The 16,121-nt window shown below is 46.7% G+C and carries 14 protein-coding genes and 1 tRNA gene; 10 read left to right on the forward strand and 5 right to left on the reverse strand.

Features of this window, described 5'->3' with window-relative positions; all coding sequences use genetic code 11:
• Positions 1 to 121: 121 nt before the first annotated feature.
• The gene (locus JWG88_RS01310; protein ID WP_205231880.1) at positions 122 to 1,255 is read right to left on the reverse strand and encodes an SPL family radical SAM protein; all 1,134 of its coding nucleotides are present in this window, start codon (positions 1,253 to 1,255) and stop codon (positions 122 to 124) included.
• Positions 1,252 to 2,109, reverse strand: a complete 858-nt coding sequence (locus JWG88_RS01315) for a glycosyltransferase family 2 protein (protein WP_205231881.1) — start codon at positions 2,107 to 2,109, stop codon at positions 1,252 to 1,254. The genes JWG88_RS01310 and JWG88_RS01315 overlap by 4 nt, the downstream gene beginning before the upstream one ends.
• A 138-nt stretch (positions 2,110 to 2,247) precedes the next feature.
• Here JWG88_RS01315 and JWG88_RS01320 point away from each other — a divergent pair, with 138 nt between their 5' ends.
• Positions 2,248 to 3,780 carry an Rne/Rng family ribonuclease gene (locus tag JWG88_RS01320; protein ID WP_205231882.1) on the forward strand — a complete coding sequence of 511 codons (1,533 nt, stop codon included), beginning with the start codon at positions 2,248 to 2,250 and terminating at the stop codon, positions 3,778 to 3,780.
• Between the two features lie 20 nt (positions 3,781 to 3,800).
• Positions 3,801 to 5,177 carry a M23 family metallopeptidase gene (locus JWG88_RS01325; protein ID WP_205231883.1) on the forward strand — a complete coding sequence of 459 codons (1,377 nt, stop codon included), beginning with the start codon at positions 3,801 to 3,803 and terminating at the stop codon, positions 5,175 to 5,177.
• 82 nt (positions 5,178 to 5,259) lie between these two features.
• Here JWG88_RS01325 and JWG88_RS21810 read toward each other — a convergent pair whose 3' ends face one another.
• Complete coding sequence (locus tag JWG88_RS21810; protein ID WP_306793032.1) at positions 5,260 to 5,391, reverse strand: hypothetical protein; 132 nt, start codon at positions 5,389 to 5,391, stop codon at positions 5,260 to 5,262.
• 178 nt (positions 5,392 to 5,569) lie between these two features.
• Positions 5,570 to 5,899, reverse strand: coding sequence for a divalent-cation tolerance protein CutA (gene cutA / locus JWG88_RS01330; protein WP_205231884.1), 330 nt, complete (start codon positions 5,897 to 5,899; stop codon positions 5,570 to 5,572).
• A 187-nt stretch (positions 5,900 to 6,086) separates the two neighbouring features.
• Here cutA and JWG88_RS01335 point away from each other — a divergent pair, with 187 nt between their 5' ends.
• The 3 genes from JWG88_RS01335 to JWG88_RS01345 all read left to right on the forward strand — a co-directional run bounded on the left by JWG88_RS01335 (position 6,087) and on the right by JWG88_RS01345 (position 8,604).
• Positions 6,087 to 6,881 (forward strand): type III pantothenate kinase, encoded by a 795-nt coding sequence (locus tag JWG88_RS01335; RefSeq protein ID WP_205231885.1) that lies wholly within the window; start codon positions 6,087 to 6,089, stop codon positions 6,879 to 6,881.
• On the forward strand, positions 6,871 to 7,794 hold the full coding sequence (locus tag JWG88_RS01340; RefSeq protein WP_205231886.1) for a S66 peptidase family protein: 924 nt from the start codon (positions 6,871 to 6,873) through the stop codon (positions 7,792 to 7,794). Before JWG88_RS01335 ends, JWG88_RS01340 begins: the two co-directional genes overlap by 11 nt.
• 399 nt (positions 7,795 to 8,193) lie before the next feature.
• Positions 8,194 to 8,604, forward strand: coding sequence for an SH3 domain-containing protein (locus JWG88_RS01345; RefSeq protein WP_205231887.1), 411 nt, complete (start codon positions 8,194 to 8,196; stop codon positions 8,602 to 8,604).
• 81 nt (positions 8,605 to 8,685) lie between these two features.
• Here JWG88_RS01345 and JWG88_RS01350 read toward each other — a convergent pair whose 3' ends face one another.
• Positions 8,686 to 11,721 carry a DEAD/DEAH box helicase gene (locus tag JWG88_RS01350; RefSeq protein ID WP_205231888.1) on the reverse strand — a complete coding sequence of 1,012 codons (3,036 nt, stop codon included), beginning with the start codon at positions 11,719 to 11,721 and terminating at the stop codon, positions 8,686 to 8,688.
• A gap of 147 nt (positions 11,722 to 11,868) precedes the next feature.
• Between JWG88_RS01350 and JWG88_RS01355 the strand changes: the two genes are divergently transcribed.
• The 5 genes from JWG88_RS01355 to JWG88_RS01375 all read left to right on the forward strand — a co-directional run bounded on the left by JWG88_RS01355 (position 11,869) and on the right by JWG88_RS01375 (position 16,102).
• Positions 11,869 to 13,560 carry a prephenate dehydratase domain-containing protein gene (locus JWG88_RS01355; protein ID WP_205231889.1) on the forward strand — a complete coding sequence of 564 codons (1,692 nt, stop codon included), beginning with the start codon at positions 11,869 to 11,871 and terminating at the stop codon, positions 13,558 to 13,560.
• Between the two features lie 50 nt (positions 13,561 to 13,610).
• The gene (locus JWG88_RS01360; RefSeq protein WP_205231890.1) at positions 13,611 to 14,261 is read left to right on the forward strand and encodes a zinc ribbon domain-containing protein; all 651 of its coding nucleotides are present in this window, start codon (positions 13,611 to 13,613) and stop codon (positions 14,259 to 14,261) included.
• A gap of 103 nt (positions 14,262 to 14,364) precedes the next feature.
• A tRNA-His gene (locus JWG88_RS01365) sits at positions 14,365 to 14,441 on the forward strand.
• Between the two features lie 253 nt (positions 14,442 to 14,694).
• Entirely contained in the window at positions 14,695 to 15,522 is an 828-nt protein-coding gene (locus JWG88_RS01370; protein WP_205231891.1) for an alpha/beta hydrolase, read from the forward strand.
• A 73-nt stretch (positions 15,523 to 15,595) separates the two neighbouring features.
• Positions 15,596 to 16,102 (forward strand): deoxycytidylate deaminase, encoded by a 507-nt coding sequence (locus JWG88_RS01375; RefSeq protein WP_205231892.1) that lies wholly within the window; start codon positions 15,596 to 15,598, stop codon positions 16,100 to 16,102.
• Positions 16,103 to 16,121: the final 19 nt, after the last annotated feature.

Genomic DNA, 16,121 nt, shown 5'->3' on the forward strand with positions numbered 1-16,121 from the left:
CTGCTGGGAGTCTGCCAATAAATTGCTCCTTCGCGAACATAACCGGGAAGCTGTGAGAGATTCCCGGGCAACCTCTCAGAAAACAGCCGCAAGTATATTACAGTTTTTCTAAAGAACAAGTTTAATATTTTGCTATTGCCCTGAGAGCGGCTTCATCCAGCATGGCGGCGATTCCCCCTTTGCTGTCCGGGAGATGACCACAGACTTTATCCCATATTTCATCACTTTCCATACAGAAATAGACGCAGGTATCAACTCCTGCCTTTGCTCGCAGAAGAGTATATATATGCGTATACATTTCTTCGCGCAGAGTTCGAAAGTAACGTGATTTCCCATCGAGCCCCGGTATGAACTCCTGATGGAAAATTCGAGAGTGATGAAATCTCCTGGTGCTGATGATTTTCAGAGTAGGGAGAAAGCGCAGGGCACCGAGGGATATCCAGACGATGGCCTCCCTGGGAACCTTTTTGAAAAGTAGATCAATGGTTTCTGCATAACCCTCACGCCAGCCCTGGTGGTAGATTATCGGGTCGAAATGGAAACTGAGACCATAACCCCAGCGTGCTGCACGGGCGGCGGCATCGAGCCTTTCTGCGAGAGTAGCGGAACGTATCTCCTGGGTTTTCATGATCATTGGACTGTTGAGTGACCAGGAAAGAATGGTTTTGCCCTGATGGTTGCAGTTTTCCAGAGTAGCTATAGAGCCGCTCTTGGTTTTCAACTCGAGAATACCATTGGAATGGTGCCCGACAATCTCGATGAGTTTACTGCTTATGCCGGTAATTCTCTCAAGCGCCAGAGAGTCGGTGAACTCCCCTGTTCCGATGCGGAAAAAACGATCAGGCTTATTTTCAAGAGCCGAATTGACCTCGTCGAAGAGCTTATCGATATTAACGAAAGCGGTTATCCAGGGCTGGTTCAGATATGCCTGGAGGATACAGTAAACACAGTCTATGGGGCAATTCATGCCGATATTGAGAACATGATAGCCGCAGCAGCGATATTCGGAGGTTCCCGGGCAGGGTTTGAAGAAGTTTCCTTTATTTTCACAGAGAAAGAGGTGTTGTTTTCCTCTGTAAAGCTCTTCGGCAAACTCCCCGTTCAAGTTAGCAGGATTTTCGCCTGAAGGGACAATGGTTACGGGAAGATTCGCGCGGTGCAGCATTTCCTGAGTGTACTCAAGCGAGAGTATATCTTCGCTCACATGTATATGTTTGAGATAGATTGATGGATCTACCCAGCTTTTATTCTTCATGGTGTTGAAATCTCATATTTACCGGGCAGATCAAGATATTTCCGTCCTTCTTCCCAGCGTTGATGCTTGATGCAGCCGTTGCCGTAAACAGTGCACTTTTTTCGCAGTTCGTCGACGGCACGCTGATATTGGTCAACTCTCAGACTGCATTGTGTTAAAAGTTTTTCCAGGGCATAAATACGATATTTATCCATACCCACCCTATATATGTATGAGAGCTGATCGGGTCGCCCTCCTTCTTTGACGGTTAACGGTTCTGGAACAAGAAGAAAATGATGCCTGCTGCTGACTCGCAACCAGAAATCATAATCCTCACAACAGGGCAGGTTCGCATCAAATCCTCCAAACTCTTCATATATAGCTTTTTTCATAACCACCGTGGACATACCGACTGCGCAGAGCAGCAGGCAATGATCAAAAATGTAGCCGTGCCGGGGGCTATGAATTTTTCTCTGGTTGAGATGTTGTCCTCTGCGCAGCCACTTCTCTTGTGTATGGCTGATGGAAAACTCCGGATTGCGACGCAGCAATCCCATCTGCTTGAATAGCTTGTCTCCGGCCCAGTGATCATCGGAATCAAGAAAGGCGATGAAAGAATGACTGGATAATTCCACACCCTTGTTGCGCGCTGCTGAGGGTCCATCATTGTCGGAAAAATAATATCTTATGTCATGATCCTGTGGTAATACATTAGCTTTCAATACCTCAACTACTTCCTTTGTGTTGTCATCCGAGCCATCATCAATAATGAGGATCTCACCAACAAAATCCCTCTGCCGCAAGACAGATTCAACGGCTCGCCTGAGAGCGGTAGCCCTGTTGTATGTAGGTATTATGACGGATACCGGCTCCATAAAGCGTCTCAACTATTTCCTTGATTTTTGGATTACAACTGGCTTTTTTCCTGATGAATACTGTATAGTACCCTGTTCGCCATATACTAACAGAATGAGTGTAATCATTCATTACACTATTTCATATATTTTAAGATAATGAGCACTGAAATTCTCATAAATTCGAGGAGATATGAGGTAAGAATTGCCATCGTTGAAAAAGGCACTCTTAGCGAATTTCATCTCCAGAGGCCAACTGAAAAAGGGCTCATCGGCAATATCTACAAGGGAAAGGTCGTCCGTGTTCTACCCGGCATGCAGGCAGCGTTCGTCAATATAGGTCTGGAGCGAACCGGATTTCTTTATGTCGATGATGTCTACCTTTCCCAGAATGAACTGGACAGCAGGATGCTCATCGGAGAGCATGATCCTGAAGAAAAGGTTTATTCCTCAATCATTCCCGAGAGTGATCTGCGCCGCACCCAGGGCATGAATATAGAAGATCTTCTCAATGAAGGACAGGATATTCTGGTGCAGGTCAGCAAAGATCCCATCGGCTCCAAGGGTGCACGATTAACCTGCCATATAACCCTCCCCGGCAGAAATCTTGTTTTCATTCCTCTCACTGAGCATATCGGTATTTCCAGAAAAATCGAAGACGAAGAGGTTCGCCGTAAACTCAAGGAACAGATAGAGAGGCTCCGCCCGGAAGGGACGGGATTCATTGTTCGTACAGTTGCCGAAAACGCCTCAGACGAGGAGCTTGAAGCGGATATGGAATTTCTACTCCTGCTCTGGGATGAAATTCAGGATATTGCCATCGCCTCCGAAGTCCCTTCTCTGGTCTATGAAGATTTGGATATCACACTTCGTTCGGTACGCGATCTTTTTACCCATGAAGTTGACAATCTGATAATTGATGACAGCGAAACCTACAAAAGGCTCAGGGATTTTGTAAAAACATTTGCTCCGCAACTCACTGATAAGATATCTCTTTATCAAGATGATACGCCGCTTTTCGAAGCACACGGCATCGATGCCGAGATAAACAGGGCAACAGAGAAAAAGGTATGGTTGCGTTCCGGGGGATACATTATTATAGAGAGTACCGAGGCTCTTTCCGTGATCGATGTCAATACCGGACGTTTCGTGGGCAAGAACAATCTCAACGAGACCATCTTCAAAACCAATATGGAGGCAGCGAAAGAGATTGCTTATCAATTGCGTCTGCGCAATATTGGAGGTATCATAATCATCGATTTTATCGACATGGACAACGAGGAGCATCGCGAGGAGCTTTTTGCCCATTTCAAGGAGGCCGTCAAAAAAGACAAGAGCAGAATTAACATTCTCAAGCTTTCCGAGTTCGGCCTTGTGCAGATGACGCGCAAACGCAGCTCCGAGAATCTGACGCAGATGATGTGTGAGCCCTGTCATTATTGCGCTGGAGAGGGAATCCTCAAGTCAAGAAGAACAATCTGCTATGAATTATTCCGCAAGATATCCAGAAATGCCGACAGAACCGGTGGATTCTCCATAACCCTTCGTGTCCATCCCCGTATAGCGGATATGCTCAACAAGGAAGAAAAAAACACTCTTTCACAACTAGAAAAAGATACCCATAAAAAGCTGGTGGTTGTTCCTGTAAAGGATTTGCATATCGAGAAATATGACATCATCTGGCATCAATAAAACTCTATTTCACAGGTTTCATGCGACTTAACAAAAAATCAAAAAACAGCGGTATTGGTAAATTTTTTCTCTTCTTACTTTTAGGTATTGTCGTTGCCGGAGGGGCCTATGTCACCCTGGTTTTCTTTGAAAACTCTCCTCCAACTCTGCAACTCACCGGTGATACGGAACATATCGGAAAAACGGCGGATTTCTCTATAATAGCTGGTGATGACAACAGCGGTCTGCGTTCAGTCCGGCTAATTCTCCGTCAAGACGACAAAGAATACGTACTAGCCGAGGAGTCTTTTCCCAGAAATGGCTATACCGGCAGAATTGGCCCGGCCTCTTTCAGTAAAGAAGTAACCTTTGATACCGATGGGAAAGGTATTTCGGACGGTCCCGCCGAGCTGGTTGTACAGGCCGCGGATTATTCTTTGCGCGGCTATCTATCCGGCAATACGGTAGATATGACAAAAAATGTCACTGTTGATACCGTTCCACCCAAAGTGCTGGTGTTGCATTCAGAAAGATATATACAACCGGGAGGCAGCGGACTGGTGATTTACAAAGTAGACGGTGAGGCTACCAGGCATGGTGTTCAATTCGGCGGTCATTTCCATGCAGGTCATCCGGTGGAAGACGGCAGAGAAGACATCTTTGTTGCCTATATCGCACTGCCTTACGATGCCACAGAGATGGGCAAGGCTATGATTCAGGCGGAGGATGCCGCCGGTAATCTGGGGAGCCAGCCCTTTTCCCCGGTATTTCAAAAAAAGCCGATAAAACGTGACCGCATCAACGTCGGAGACGGCTTTCTATCAGCAAAGGTTCCTGAGTTTGAAGGGTATTATCCTGAAATGCAGGGAAGCATGAAAGAAAAGTATCTGTACACCAACCGAGAAGTGCGTAAAGCGAACAATGACAAGATCTTTCAACTTTGCCAGAACCCGGTATCCCAGCGTCTGTGGAAAGGTGGATTTCAGAGAATGGCCGGAGCATCGCGAGCTGGTTTTGCTGATTACCGGACCTATTATTATCAAGGTGAGGAAATAGACAAGCAGGTTCATCTCGGCATGGATATAGCTTCAACTCAGCACGCCGAGGTTCGTGCTGCCAATACGGGTGAAGTTGTCTTTGCCGATTATCTGGGGATTTACGGCAATATGGTCCTCCTTGATCATGGCCAGGGCGTCTTCAGCCTCTATTCTCATCTCAGCAGTATTCAGGTTGCCGCCGGTGACAGTGTTAATATCAACGATACCCTCGGCCTAACCGGTACGAGCGGTATGGCGGGTGGCGATCATCTCCACTTTTCCATGCTTATCAATGGCATTTTCGTGACGCCGAAGGAATGGTGGGATGAGCATTGGGTAGAGGTGACCGTCTCGGAGCCGCTGGTAGGTTCAAAATTTTGATCAAAGTTATCCATCAGGCGGCGTAATTTCATCGCCGCCTGGTGACCATAAAGCTCAAGCACCTCAGGTCATTCGTATTCTTTCACAATCCGGACATATCCAGGTAGGACCATTGCTTATTCCCCAGCGATTCTCTCTGAAGCATTCGTCGCAGATCTGAAATCCACAGGGACAACTCCAGCAGAAGGCTTTCGGCTCCTTGCAGCAATGACATTTGTATTCTCCGATCTTTCTTCGTCTATAGCCAGATTCTCTCTTTTCATTCATGATAATAACGTAAAAAGTCATTGAAGGTGCCTGGATGGACTCTGCGATAAGCACCCGTATGGGCATAAACTCCGACCTCGAGTAAGCTTGAATACCAGGCGTAGATCGAGTTTTTTACGAGTCCATCATTCATCCCGTATTTGTATTTCCGTTCTTAACCATTGCAGATAGTCCGATTCAACCTGTTCTACGGCAACAGCCACAATTTCGGGGGTCTCGTAGGAATGCAGTTTTTTGATATATCGTTCCAGCATTCCATAACTGTCCGCAGTGGTTTTCATAGTCAAAACGTATTCAGGGCTCTGCTCTATAACATCATTCCACCAGTAAAATGACTCTATGCCACCGGAAAGCTGGGCACAGGCGACAAGTCTTTTCTGTAAGAGCTTTTTTGCTAGAGAGACAGCTTCCTCTCTCTCCGAGAAAGTAGTCTGCACTATAAGCATTTCTTTCATTTTTTGAGAACTCCTAAAATATAGTTTAAAAATCTACTCATTCTTCCCCTGATCATCTTAAAAGCAGCACCGCCAGAATATCACAACTACTAAACTCTATTCTTTCCTTTTTAAAGCTATTCGAATATTTTATTAATTACGCAAAAATTTTTAAACCCCCGTGAAAAATAAAAAAAGAGAGTCTGATATGCTTTTTGTCATAGACATTGGGAATTCTCATACGGTTATAGGACTTTATGAAAAGGATAATCTTCAAGGTCACTGGAGAATTAAATCCGACCGAAATCAAACTCCGGATGAGATAGCTATACAATTCAATGCTCTCTTCGCCATGGCCGGGCTTAACCATCTAAAAATATCAGGTATTATAATATCCAGCGTTGTCCCCTCGCTCGAAGCAGCATGGATTGACTGCTGTACCAAGCATTTTTCAGACAGCCGTGGTTCCCGTCCTTTCATTGTCAATAGTGAAAGCCTGAAAGATCTGATCACTATCAAAACAGATTATCCCGCCGAGGTGGGTGCGGATCGACTGGTCAACGCCATAGCTGCGTGGTCCCGGTATGGATCGCATCTGATCGTCATCGATTTTGGAACGGCCATTACCTTCGATTGCGTGACCGATAGCTGCGAATATATCGGCGGGACTATATTACCGGGCGTTGCCATTTCCCTGGAGGCATTATCAAACAGGGCTGCCAAGCTGCCTCATATCGACATCTCTACATCACCCGAAACCATAATCGGTAAAAACACCGTAGATGCCATGAAAAGCGGGGTTCTTCACGGATATGGGGCAATGATAGACGGATTGGTCGATATACTGGGAAAGGAAATGTGCAGTTCTTCGAAAATCAATGTAGTAGCAACCGGTGGTATGGCCGAACTCATAATTCCCTACAGTCGTAAAGTCGATCATGTCGAGCCGATGCTGACACTGCAGGGTCTGCATTATATATATACAAAGGTTCATGAAAAATAAGAGCATAATCCCGCCTCCGCTCAAAACCGGCTCGATCATCGGTATCATTGCGCCTTCTGGAAACCTGTCTTGCCGGAATTCCTTTGAAAAAGGAATTCGAATTCTTCATGAACTCGGCTTCAGGACCAGGTTTCCCCGGAGTCTGTGGCCAGGGGCCGATTATCTGTCGGATACTGACACCAATCGCCTTCGAGAATTACGAGCACTTTGGAATGACAGCGAAATAGACGGTATCATGGCGGCACGCGGTGGGTATGGCTGTCTGCGAATTGTCGGTTCGCTGAGCGGTGATGATTTTAGATCCTCTCCTAAAAGATTCATAGGTTTCTCCGATATCACCCTGCTCCACCACACCCTGAATTGCGATCACGGCCTGGTCACCTTGCATGGACCCGTGGTCACTTCGCTGGATCGGTTATCCCGAAAAAGTCTTCTTCATTTTAGAGAAACGCTTTTACATCCAATAGAAAATTGGAGTTTCAAATCAGATGTGGAAATATTAAAAGGTTCCGGAACAGGAAGAGGCATTGCTACGGGAGGCAATCTCAGCACCATTGTTTCGACCCTGGGTACAGCGCAGCAGCCTGTTTGGAAGAATAAAATAGTCTTTCTCGAAGACACAGGCGAAAGCCGTTATCGTGTTGACCGAATGCTCACCCAATTGAAGCTCAGCGGCCTGCTCGATGATCCCGCCGCCATTGTCTTAGGTGATTTTTCTCACGGTCTCGGCCTTGACGAAATTGGAACCATGCGGCATCATGAGTCTATCTGGAACAGGGTTCTTGAGCTGACAGCCAAATCCACAGCGGTGTGGGCGAATTTTCCTATGGGCCACGCCGATAATAACATGACCATTCCCTTTGGATTGGAAATGATTTTCGATAATAGTCGTGGAGCGTTGTTTCACGGGTAAAGCTTTTGAAGAAGTCCATTTACCACTTTTATAACGGTGCTGTTTGATGGACCTGTAAAAATTTAACACATACAAGGTGCAGTGCCCTGGGCAGGATTTTGACAATACAGGTAGTATGTCGAAGGTCTGCAAAAAACCTGCAACGCCAGATATCGGGCTTTTTTCGACGCCATCCTGTTTGACAAATTGAATCAAAATGGTATTGTTACGAGCCTGACCCAGCTGAGCTGGACAAAAACCTTTAGATAGTGTCCGTTATTTCTGTACAGACACTAGATAGATTATTTTCATGCACAGAAAACTTACTTCATACCCTCAATAAAAATAGATAATTATACAAAAATGAAAGCAGATATTGTAAAGATGATCAGAACTGTTTCAATCGCGGGATCGCTCCTAATGGCAACCTCTATCCCTTCTTTCTCCGCAGAATACGTCAGTGTGGTTAAGGATGGAGTAAATGTCCGTACCGGCCCAGGCACCTCTAATCCTGTGTACATGGAACTCTTCAAAGGGTATCCCCTCATGGTTGCCGAAAAGAACGGCGAATGGATTAAGGTTCAGGACTTTGAAAAGGATAGCGGCTGGATTCATTCTTCCCTCGTTGAAAATGGAAACACCGTTATCGTCAATGCGGACAGCCGTGTAAATATGCGATCCGGCCCCGGAACCAAGAATGCCATTGTTGCCAACCTTGAAAGAGGGGTTGTTCTCCAAACGATCGAGCGCCAGGACAAATGGGTCAAGGTAAAGCATCTCAGCGGCACAGAGGGATGGATTTACGCCCCTCTGCTCTGGCCCGGGAACTGAGAATTTCTGAGGAAAATACGGCAAGCCTGCCAAGAAGCCTGACGTTTACAGGCTTCTTCAGTTTATCGACCAGATAGATCTTCAGCCGGGTCGAAAGTATTGGATACCCCCCACATCGACTGCTGAGTTTCCAGTTGGTTCCTTGGGAGCACATTGCGCTGCTATCGTCTTTGCCAGTGACAACGGCAGGCGAACTGTTTTACCTGCTTTATTACGGAACAGGAAAAAGCCGTTTTCCAGGCCGAAGATCAGTAGATCCCTGGTGATTTCAACATCCTTTTTGCAATACTTGCTGAGCATCTCGAAGTTTTTCTCCCGATACCACTGCAGCGCCATCAGACCATCGCCGCTCTTTTTTATCGACAGAGTATGCTCGGCAATACCATTAAGACTCAGGCGGTAGCCCAAGTGATTCTTAACCTCTTCGAGCAGATCCAGGGTCGGTAGGCCCGTCAGGTCGACCGTAGTGTAGGATGCCAGAACCCGGTTGTCGAACTGTTTGTTGTTAAAGCCAACAACAAGATCCAATGACTGGAGATGGGCAACAAGCTGCGCTGTTTCATGTTCCAAATACGTTACACATCCATCAAGAACAGAGTCGTAAACAACACCCACTGAGATTCCCATTTTTTCAGCCCGGTGCCAGCCGCCGACCTCATCCGCTGAAAATTTTGTCTCCAGATCGAAAACCCCATAATGTTCCGGTAAAGCCTCCAATCCATTTTGGTAATATGCTATTTCCCCGCCTGGCGCCGGGCGAGGTATGTAATCTTTTGTCTGGGGCGATTCTCTATTGACCACGGCCATTGGCGGTATCTCTTCGCTGGAACTCACCATCACGCCTTCGATCAAATTCAGACAGGCGTTCTTATCGATGGGTCTGTTGCCGGATCCGCACTTCGGTGAGTGGACACAGGATGGACAGCCGTTATCGCAATCACAGGTTTTGACGATTTCGAGTGCTCTTTCAATGAGTTCTTCCGCTTTACGGTAGGCCTCGGCAGAGAGGCCCGATCCTCCGGCATGCCCGTCATAAATGAATATGGTTGCACCCTCCGTTTGCTCATGGTGAGGGCAGGAGATGCCGCCGACATCATTTCTGTCACAGAGAACCAGCAGGGGAAAAATGGAAATCATCACATGTTCAAAGGCATGCAGCCCACCCATAAAATGGAGCTTTTTATCCTCCATCAGGGTGACGATGGGTGCTGGAATGTCAAGCCAGAACCCTTCCGTCTCCATGGTCTGCACGGGAAGTTCCAGAGGAAGTGTGGTTATGAGTTTATTGGTTCCATTATTTCGTTTTTGATAGCCGGTGACATGTTCACTCACTTTGAGATTGCCATGGGACAACCGGCAGCCATAAATATTACGCGTTGCAGTAACTGTTAAAATTTCGGTATCCTTCGTTGCCATCGCCCTGGTGTAGAAGGTTGCCCGCTTTTTTTCCGTTACCACGATCTCAGCGGCTTGAAGATCAAGCTTTTCGACAAACCAGGTTTTCACCCTGTGCAGATAGATCGCCCCCTCATGACATTCTTTTAAGGCTCGGGCCGCATCAACCTCACCCATAATGACCCCGGTCTCTCCGTTTATTATGGTCAGCGCATTCCCGGTCCCGCGCAGATTGACATTTCTCTGCGGTCTTTTCCTGGCTGCATAGTATTCCAGTCCGTCGGCAGAGAGCAGCAGCTTTGCTTCTGCTCTCAATTCTTCCGCACCTTTGCGGACCGCTTCACTGCCAAGAATACTGTCGGATTTATGCAGAGGAATCTCGGCGGCAGCGCATATCAAATGCTCTTTAAGTATTTTGATATTACCGGGATTGAGCACGGCCGATTCAACGTCTTTGGAGAAAAACCGCTGCGGATTGTTCATATAGTACTGGTCGAGGGCGTCTTCACTGCCCAGCATGATTATGGCGGACTCCCGGCCACTTCGCCCTACCCTGCCGCCTCTCTGCCATGAGGCCATAATCGATCCAGGATATCCCACCAGAATGCAGATATCGAGATCTCCGATATCTATCCCAAGCTCCAGGGCGGAAGTTGATATTACGCCCAACAATGAGCCATCCGCCAGCTTCTGCTCAATCTCCCGACGTTCTTCGGCTAAAAAGCCGGCTCGGTAAGAACTCACTTTATCAGCCAGGGCACCGAGCCGCGGCTGGGTCCACAGGGTAATCAGTTCGGTCATCTTGCGGGATTGTGTGTAGACAATGGTTCTCAGCCCTCTCTTCAGGGAAGCTTCCAGCAGCTGACTGGCCGTATATGCCGGACTGTCCCAGGGGTTGAGAAAGAGAAAATTCTTTTTGCTCAGCGGAGCTCCGGTCCGGGTAATGACCTTCACCTTTTCGCCGATGAGTCTTTCTCCAAACTCTTTGGGATTCCCGATAGTCGCTGAACTGAGGATAAATTGTGTCTTTTTCCCATAGTAATCGAGAATCCGCTTTAGCCGGCGAATCAGCCAGGCCACGTGCGAGCCGAAGACGCCGCGATAGGTATGGACCTCGTCGATGATGACATAGTCGAGATTTTTGAAAAAATGCACCCAGTTCTCGTGGTAGGGCAGAAATGACAGATGAAGCATCTCCGGGTTGGCAATGAGTATCGGAGGCGTATGCTCCCGGATCTTCCTCCTCCGGTAAGGAGAGGTGTCGCCATCATAAATTGCGGCCGGGCCAAGATCATATCTGCCATGGAGCCCTGGCATATCATCATAAAGTTTATTCAAGGTCCGCAGTTGATCCTGGGAAAGTGCCTTGAGAGGAAAGAGGTAGAGCGCATGGCTGTTTCTCTCTGCAAGTATTTTTTCAAACACCGGAAGATTATAGACCATGCTCTTGCCCGAAGAGGTCGGGGTCGAGACAATTATATTAGCCCCACCGGCAATTTGCGCAAAGGCCTCTCCCTGGTGGCAATATAAGGTGTTTATCCCTGATTTCCGCAGAGCTGCGGCAAGGGGGGACGACAGCAATCCGTTTTCCTGGAAAAATATCGGCTCGGTTTCCTCGAATATTTTATGACAGACAACCTGGGGACCGAACTTTGATGATTCTTTTAAAGATCTCAGATATTCGCTCACCAAAGGTTGGTATTGCCTGCAGGGAAGTTCCATAAATCTGATTTAGGTTGCCTAATTCCTGAAGAATGTATACTCTGTATGGCTTATTAAAGTAAAAATGTACAGCCACTTTCTCTGTTCTATCGCACTATACACCAACAATTAATTCTGGAAACCCACTGTAAGGATCTTTTACACAACATGGTATCAATTGCGACTCTTGGGCCGGTAGGATCTGACAGTTATCTTGCCGCCAGGCAATATAACCCGGATGCTGAACTGGAATGTTTCAACAGCATGTATGAGCTTGTTTCGGCCTATGCAGCCGGCAAGTCCACCCTGGCATTTATTCCGGTTTATAACACCAGAGAGGGTGAGATAAAAGAGTATTTCAGGTTTCTTGTTGAGTTGAAAGGTTATCATTGGATCGATAATGTAGTGCTGCCCATTCACTTATCAATCGGTACGATTGATCCTGCTGTTTCGTCAATCAGCACTATCGTCGGGCGCAGCACCGTATTCAATCAATGCAAGGACTACCTTAAGGCGAATTTCCCTGATGCCACCTTGGTAGCTGTAAATGACATCGAGGCCAAGCTCTCGGAGATAAAAGAACAGTCTCTCACCGATCATGGCATTATTGAATCGGAAGAACTTCTGAAGCGTTTCGAATTTTCTCTTCTTGACCGGGAGGTGGTATCGCATAATAAAACCCGTTTTGCGGTGTTGAGTTCCGAACCTGCGGCAGTAACCGGCTACGATGCCACAACCGTGATTACCCGTCCCTTAAAGGATAGAGTCGGTATGCTGGTCGATATCCTGGGGGAATTCACCCGTAGAGGCATCAATATATTGGACTTGCGTTCGGATAACGATATTGAAACGCAAAAGCTGCAGATTTATCTGGAAATAGAAGGCCACTGTCGGGATTTCATTGTCCAGGAGGCCCTCAAAGCTGTTGAGAAAGGAGTCATACAGGAAGAAAACGCGCTGAAAGTGCTTGGGTCTTTTCCTCGTGTCGACATGCGGGTTAAGCGAATAAAATCATTTGGCTTTATCGGAACTGGCGAGATGAGTAAGTGGTTCTCCCTACGATTACAGAACGAAGGATATACCACCTATCTTACAGGACGTTCCACTCCTGTGTCCCCGGAACAGATGATCCCCTTAGTCGATGTCGTTGTTCTCTGTGTTCCCATATCGGTCACCTCGGCTACGATTCGAAAATACGGTCGCCTCCTCAGACAGGGACAGGCCTTGATCCTTCTGGCCGGAGAATCTGAAAATACCCTCAAAACAGCATTCGACTATACGAAAGAAGGTGTCGAAGTCATGTTGGTCCACAATCTCTGGGGACCGCAGGCTGCAACAATGAAAGATAAAAATGCTGCGGTAGTGAGAACCAAAAGAAGCGGAAGCTTATGCAGTGAGTTTGAATCTTTTCTGTATAAACACGGCGCGGAAATTTATCAGGACAGTGCAAGTCAGCATGATCTGCTCATGGGCTTCGGCCAGAAACTGCCGACTATAATTTCCGTGGCACTTGCATCGACCCTGGCCAAGCATAATATTGACTGTAATGATATAGGCAGTCATTCAACGCTAACTTCCATTTATGGAATACTTGCTATGGCGCGTACGCATAATCAAAACCCCAGAACCTATGCGGAAATTATGTCCACCAAAGGAGATGGCAGAAAGATTGTGAAGACTTTTGCCGCCACTCTGCAGCAGATCATCGATCTTACTGAAAAGGAAGATATCAATGCACTCTGCGAACAGATGGAAGCAAATCGCCGCCACTTAACGCCTGAGTTTCTCGAATCCCGCATGAAACAGGCAAAATCAGTTGATGAGGTTCTCAGCGAGTCAGGGGTCAATTACCATTTTTAATACAGCACTCGGCAAATTAATTTGCAGATAATTTACATAAGGAGTTTCGAATGCGAAGTCGCGATTTAAGCTATCTGGATGAGGTTCACAACTGTCCTCACTGTAATCAGAAAATGTCCTGCTGCGAGGCACCGCCGGTTCATGTCGGGGATGGCCTCGGTTGGGGTTCGGAGGTGCTTTTCATCTGTCTGAATGATCACTGCTCGCTTTTTCTCAACGGTTGGGAAACCGTTGAGTTGAAATATGGCCACCATGCTTCCTATAGATATATGGAACTGCCCGACAGTAAAGAAGGAAACGTGATGATGGTAGGCAACTCCGATGCCTTTAAAGCCAGCGTTATAGATCCCCAGGAATTGAAAAGGCAGAATGCGAGATACAAACTTGAAAAAAAGGCGGTGGAAGATCTGGAAACCTGCGTGGCAAGGAAGGATCTCGGTCCCGTCCTTCAGCTGATTTTAGATGAAGGCGCGGATATCACCGGCAGAAAAAAAGCTGCCGGCCTGCTTCTCGAATTAAACGATCTTGAATGCATTGATCCGATCCGAAATCATACCTTCCGCGACACATCTCTTGAAATGGCTTGTAATCAGATGCTTGAACTCCTCCTCAAAAAGAATTTCAAGAAAGAATGCCCTACATGCGGAAATCTTGTTAAAATGCAGGCGAAGAAATGCATGCATTGCAAAGAGGAATTATAAGGTAATTTGTCCTTGCAAATCCCATATTGAACGAGTATAAGGTATACGTTTTTAATACCTTGATAGTGCCCTGCTCCTCGGGGTAAACATTTTTGAATCGATGGTGGACGTGGCTCAGTTGGTTAGAGCACCTGGTTGTGGCCCAGGAGGTCGTGGGTTCAAGTCCCATCGTCCACCCCATTGATACTCATGAGCCCTGATAAACTTTATCAGGGCTCATTTTTTTATGCTCTCTTCCTGCAATAATTCCGGTTTTCTTCTCTAAGATTTGCCTGGATGCGTTAAAACTGTAGACCTGGCGTACACGGTTGCATCCATTATCTTACAATGGTATATACATATATCCGATTTTCCAGTATGATCCACATCTGCAATTCACATTCAGAGGTACTCTAACTCTAACAAGGCTCACATTATATATCTAAAAATATACATGAAAATTTATACTAAACTCGACCAGACGGAAGTGCTTGAATTTCTTTTCCATCCACAAAAGGAGGAAAAGAGGACTTCGACCGGCTATTCCAACATAGACGTAACCTTGCCGGACAATACCGTGCTTGGTTGCCGTTTCTATATAGATGATACCGCAGCACCAACGATTCTTTTTTTCCACGGCAACGGTGAGACGGTTTGCGATTACGATGACATAGCACCGCTTTTCAATCAATTGGGAATGAATTTTTTCGTCGCGACCTATCGGGGATATGGCTGGAGTGGAGGAAGTCCTACCGTCGAATCTATGATGAGCGACTGTTGGCAGGTTTTGTATTCGTTACAGAAGACCATGAAAGATATGGAAATGAGCGGAGCCCTTTTTGTGATGGGAAGATCAATCGGCTCAGCCTCCGCTATTGAATTATGCACCGATTGCCCTGAATCGATAAAAGGCCTTATTATTGAAAGCGGCTTTGCCGATACACTTCCGCTTCTCAGCAATCTCGGCTATGATCCGAACCTTAATCTGCTTGATGAAAAAGACGGCTTCGGCAATCGCGATAAGATCGGAGAGGTCACAATGCCGACCCTGATTCTTCATGGTTCTAAGGATTCAATTATTCCAGCCCATCAGGCAGAGCGTCTGCAGGCCTTCAGCGGTGCCAGGACCAAAAAGTTTTTTATAGTACCCGGCGCGGATCATAACACTGTTCTTTCCCAGGGGGGCGAGCTATATTTCAGCACCATCAAAGGCTTTATCGATGAAGTTACGGGAAAAACCTCATGGCGCAACAGAAGAAGAAAGTCCAAGAGCAATGAATGATGGTGTAGTTGAAAGCCCCATTTTCCCGCTCCCGAAGGATTAGCTGTATCTACCCAAAAAACAACGATCAGCAATGACTACCAAAAGAACTAATTATCTCAGCTGGGATGAGTATTTTATGGCAGTGGCCCTTTTGTCCGCTCAGCGCAGCAAGGATCCAAATACACAGGTAGGCGCATGTGTGGCCAATAAACAGAATAAAATAGTAGGCGTAGGCTATAACGGCTTTCCCTGGGGCTGTTCCGATGATGACCTGCCCTGGGCGCGCCATGGGAATTATCTGGACACCAAATATCCATATGTTTGTCATGCCGAGCTTAATGCGGTTCTCAACTCAATTTCCAGGGACCTGCGGGGATGCAGAATTTATGTGGGGTTATTTCCCTGTAATGAGTGTACCAAGGTCATAATCCAGGCAGGGATAGAAGAAATTATTTTCCTTTCGGATAAATATCTCGACACCGATTCAGTGAAGGCTTCGAAGATTATGCTGGATAAATCGCCTAATATCAGTTACCGGCAGCTCATGACCACAAGGGAATCTCTAACAGTCAGCTTCGCACTTCCCGAAAATATGTAGAAGTCTGAGCTTTGGCAAT

Origin of the sequence: Desulfopila inferna (assembly GCF_016919005.1) — a bacterium.
In the GTDB taxonomy this organism is placed as follows: domain Bacteria; phylum Desulfobacterota; class Desulfobulbia; order Desulfobulbales; family Desulfocapsaceae; genus Desulfopila_A; species Desulfopila_A inferna.

Excerpts from the sequence above, each read along its gene's own strand:
- JWG88_RS01310 (WP_205231880.1), bottom strand. The coding sequence starts at position 1,255 with ATGAAGAATAAAAGCTGGGTAGATCCATCAATCTATCTCAAACATATA.
- JWG88_RS01315 (WP_205231881.1), bottom strand. The coding sequence starts at position 2,109 with ATGGAGCCGGTATCCGTCATAATACCTACATACAACAGGGCTACCGCT.
- JWG88_RS01320 (WP_205231882.1), top strand. The coding sequence starts at position 2,248 with ATGAGCACTGAAATTCTCATAAATTCGAGGAGATATGAGGTAAGAATT.
- JWG88_RS01325 (WP_205231883.1), top strand. The coding sequence starts at position 3,801 with ATGCGACTTAACAAAAAATCAAAAAACAGCGGTATTGGTAAATTTTTT.
- JWG88_RS21810 (WP_306793032.1), bottom strand. The coding sequence starts at position 5,391 with ATGTCATTGCTGCAAGGAGCCGAAAGCCTTCTGCTGGAGTTGTCCCTG.
- cutA (WP_205231884.1), bottom strand. The coding sequence starts at position 5,899 with ATGAAAGAAATGCTTATAGTGCAGACTACTTTCTCGGAGAGAGAGGAA.
- JWG88_RS01335 (WP_205231885.1), top strand. The coding sequence starts at position 6,087 with ATGCTTTTTGTCATAGACATTGGGAATTCTCATACGGTTATAGGACTT.
- JWG88_RS01340 (WP_205231886.1), top strand. The coding sequence starts at position 6,871 with ATGAAAAATAAGAGCATAATCCCGCCTCCGCTCAAAACCGGCTCGATC.
- JWG88_RS01345 (WP_205231887.1), top strand. The coding sequence starts at position 8,194 with ATGGCAACCTCTATCCCTTCTTTCTCCGCAGAATACGTCAGTGTGGTT.
- JWG88_RS01350 (WP_205231888.1), bottom strand. The coding sequence starts at position 11,721 with ATGGAACTTCCCTGCAGGCAATACCAACCTTTGGTGAGCGAATATCTG.
- JWG88_RS01355 (WP_205231889.1), top strand. The coding sequence starts at position 11,869 with ATGGTATCAATTGCGACTCTTGGGCCGGTAGGATCTGACAGTTATCTT.
- JWG88_RS01360 (WP_205231890.1), top strand. The coding sequence starts at position 13,611 with ATGCGAAGTCGCGATTTAAGCTATCTGGATGAGGTTCACAACTGTCCT.
- JWG88_RS01370 (WP_205231891.1), top strand. The coding sequence starts at position 14,695 with ATGAAAATTTATACTAAACTCGACCAGACGGAAGTGCTTGAATTTCTT.
- JWG88_RS01375 (WP_205231892.1), top strand. The coding sequence starts at position 15,596 with ATGACTACCAAAAGAACTAATTATCTCAGCTGGGATGAGTATTTTATG.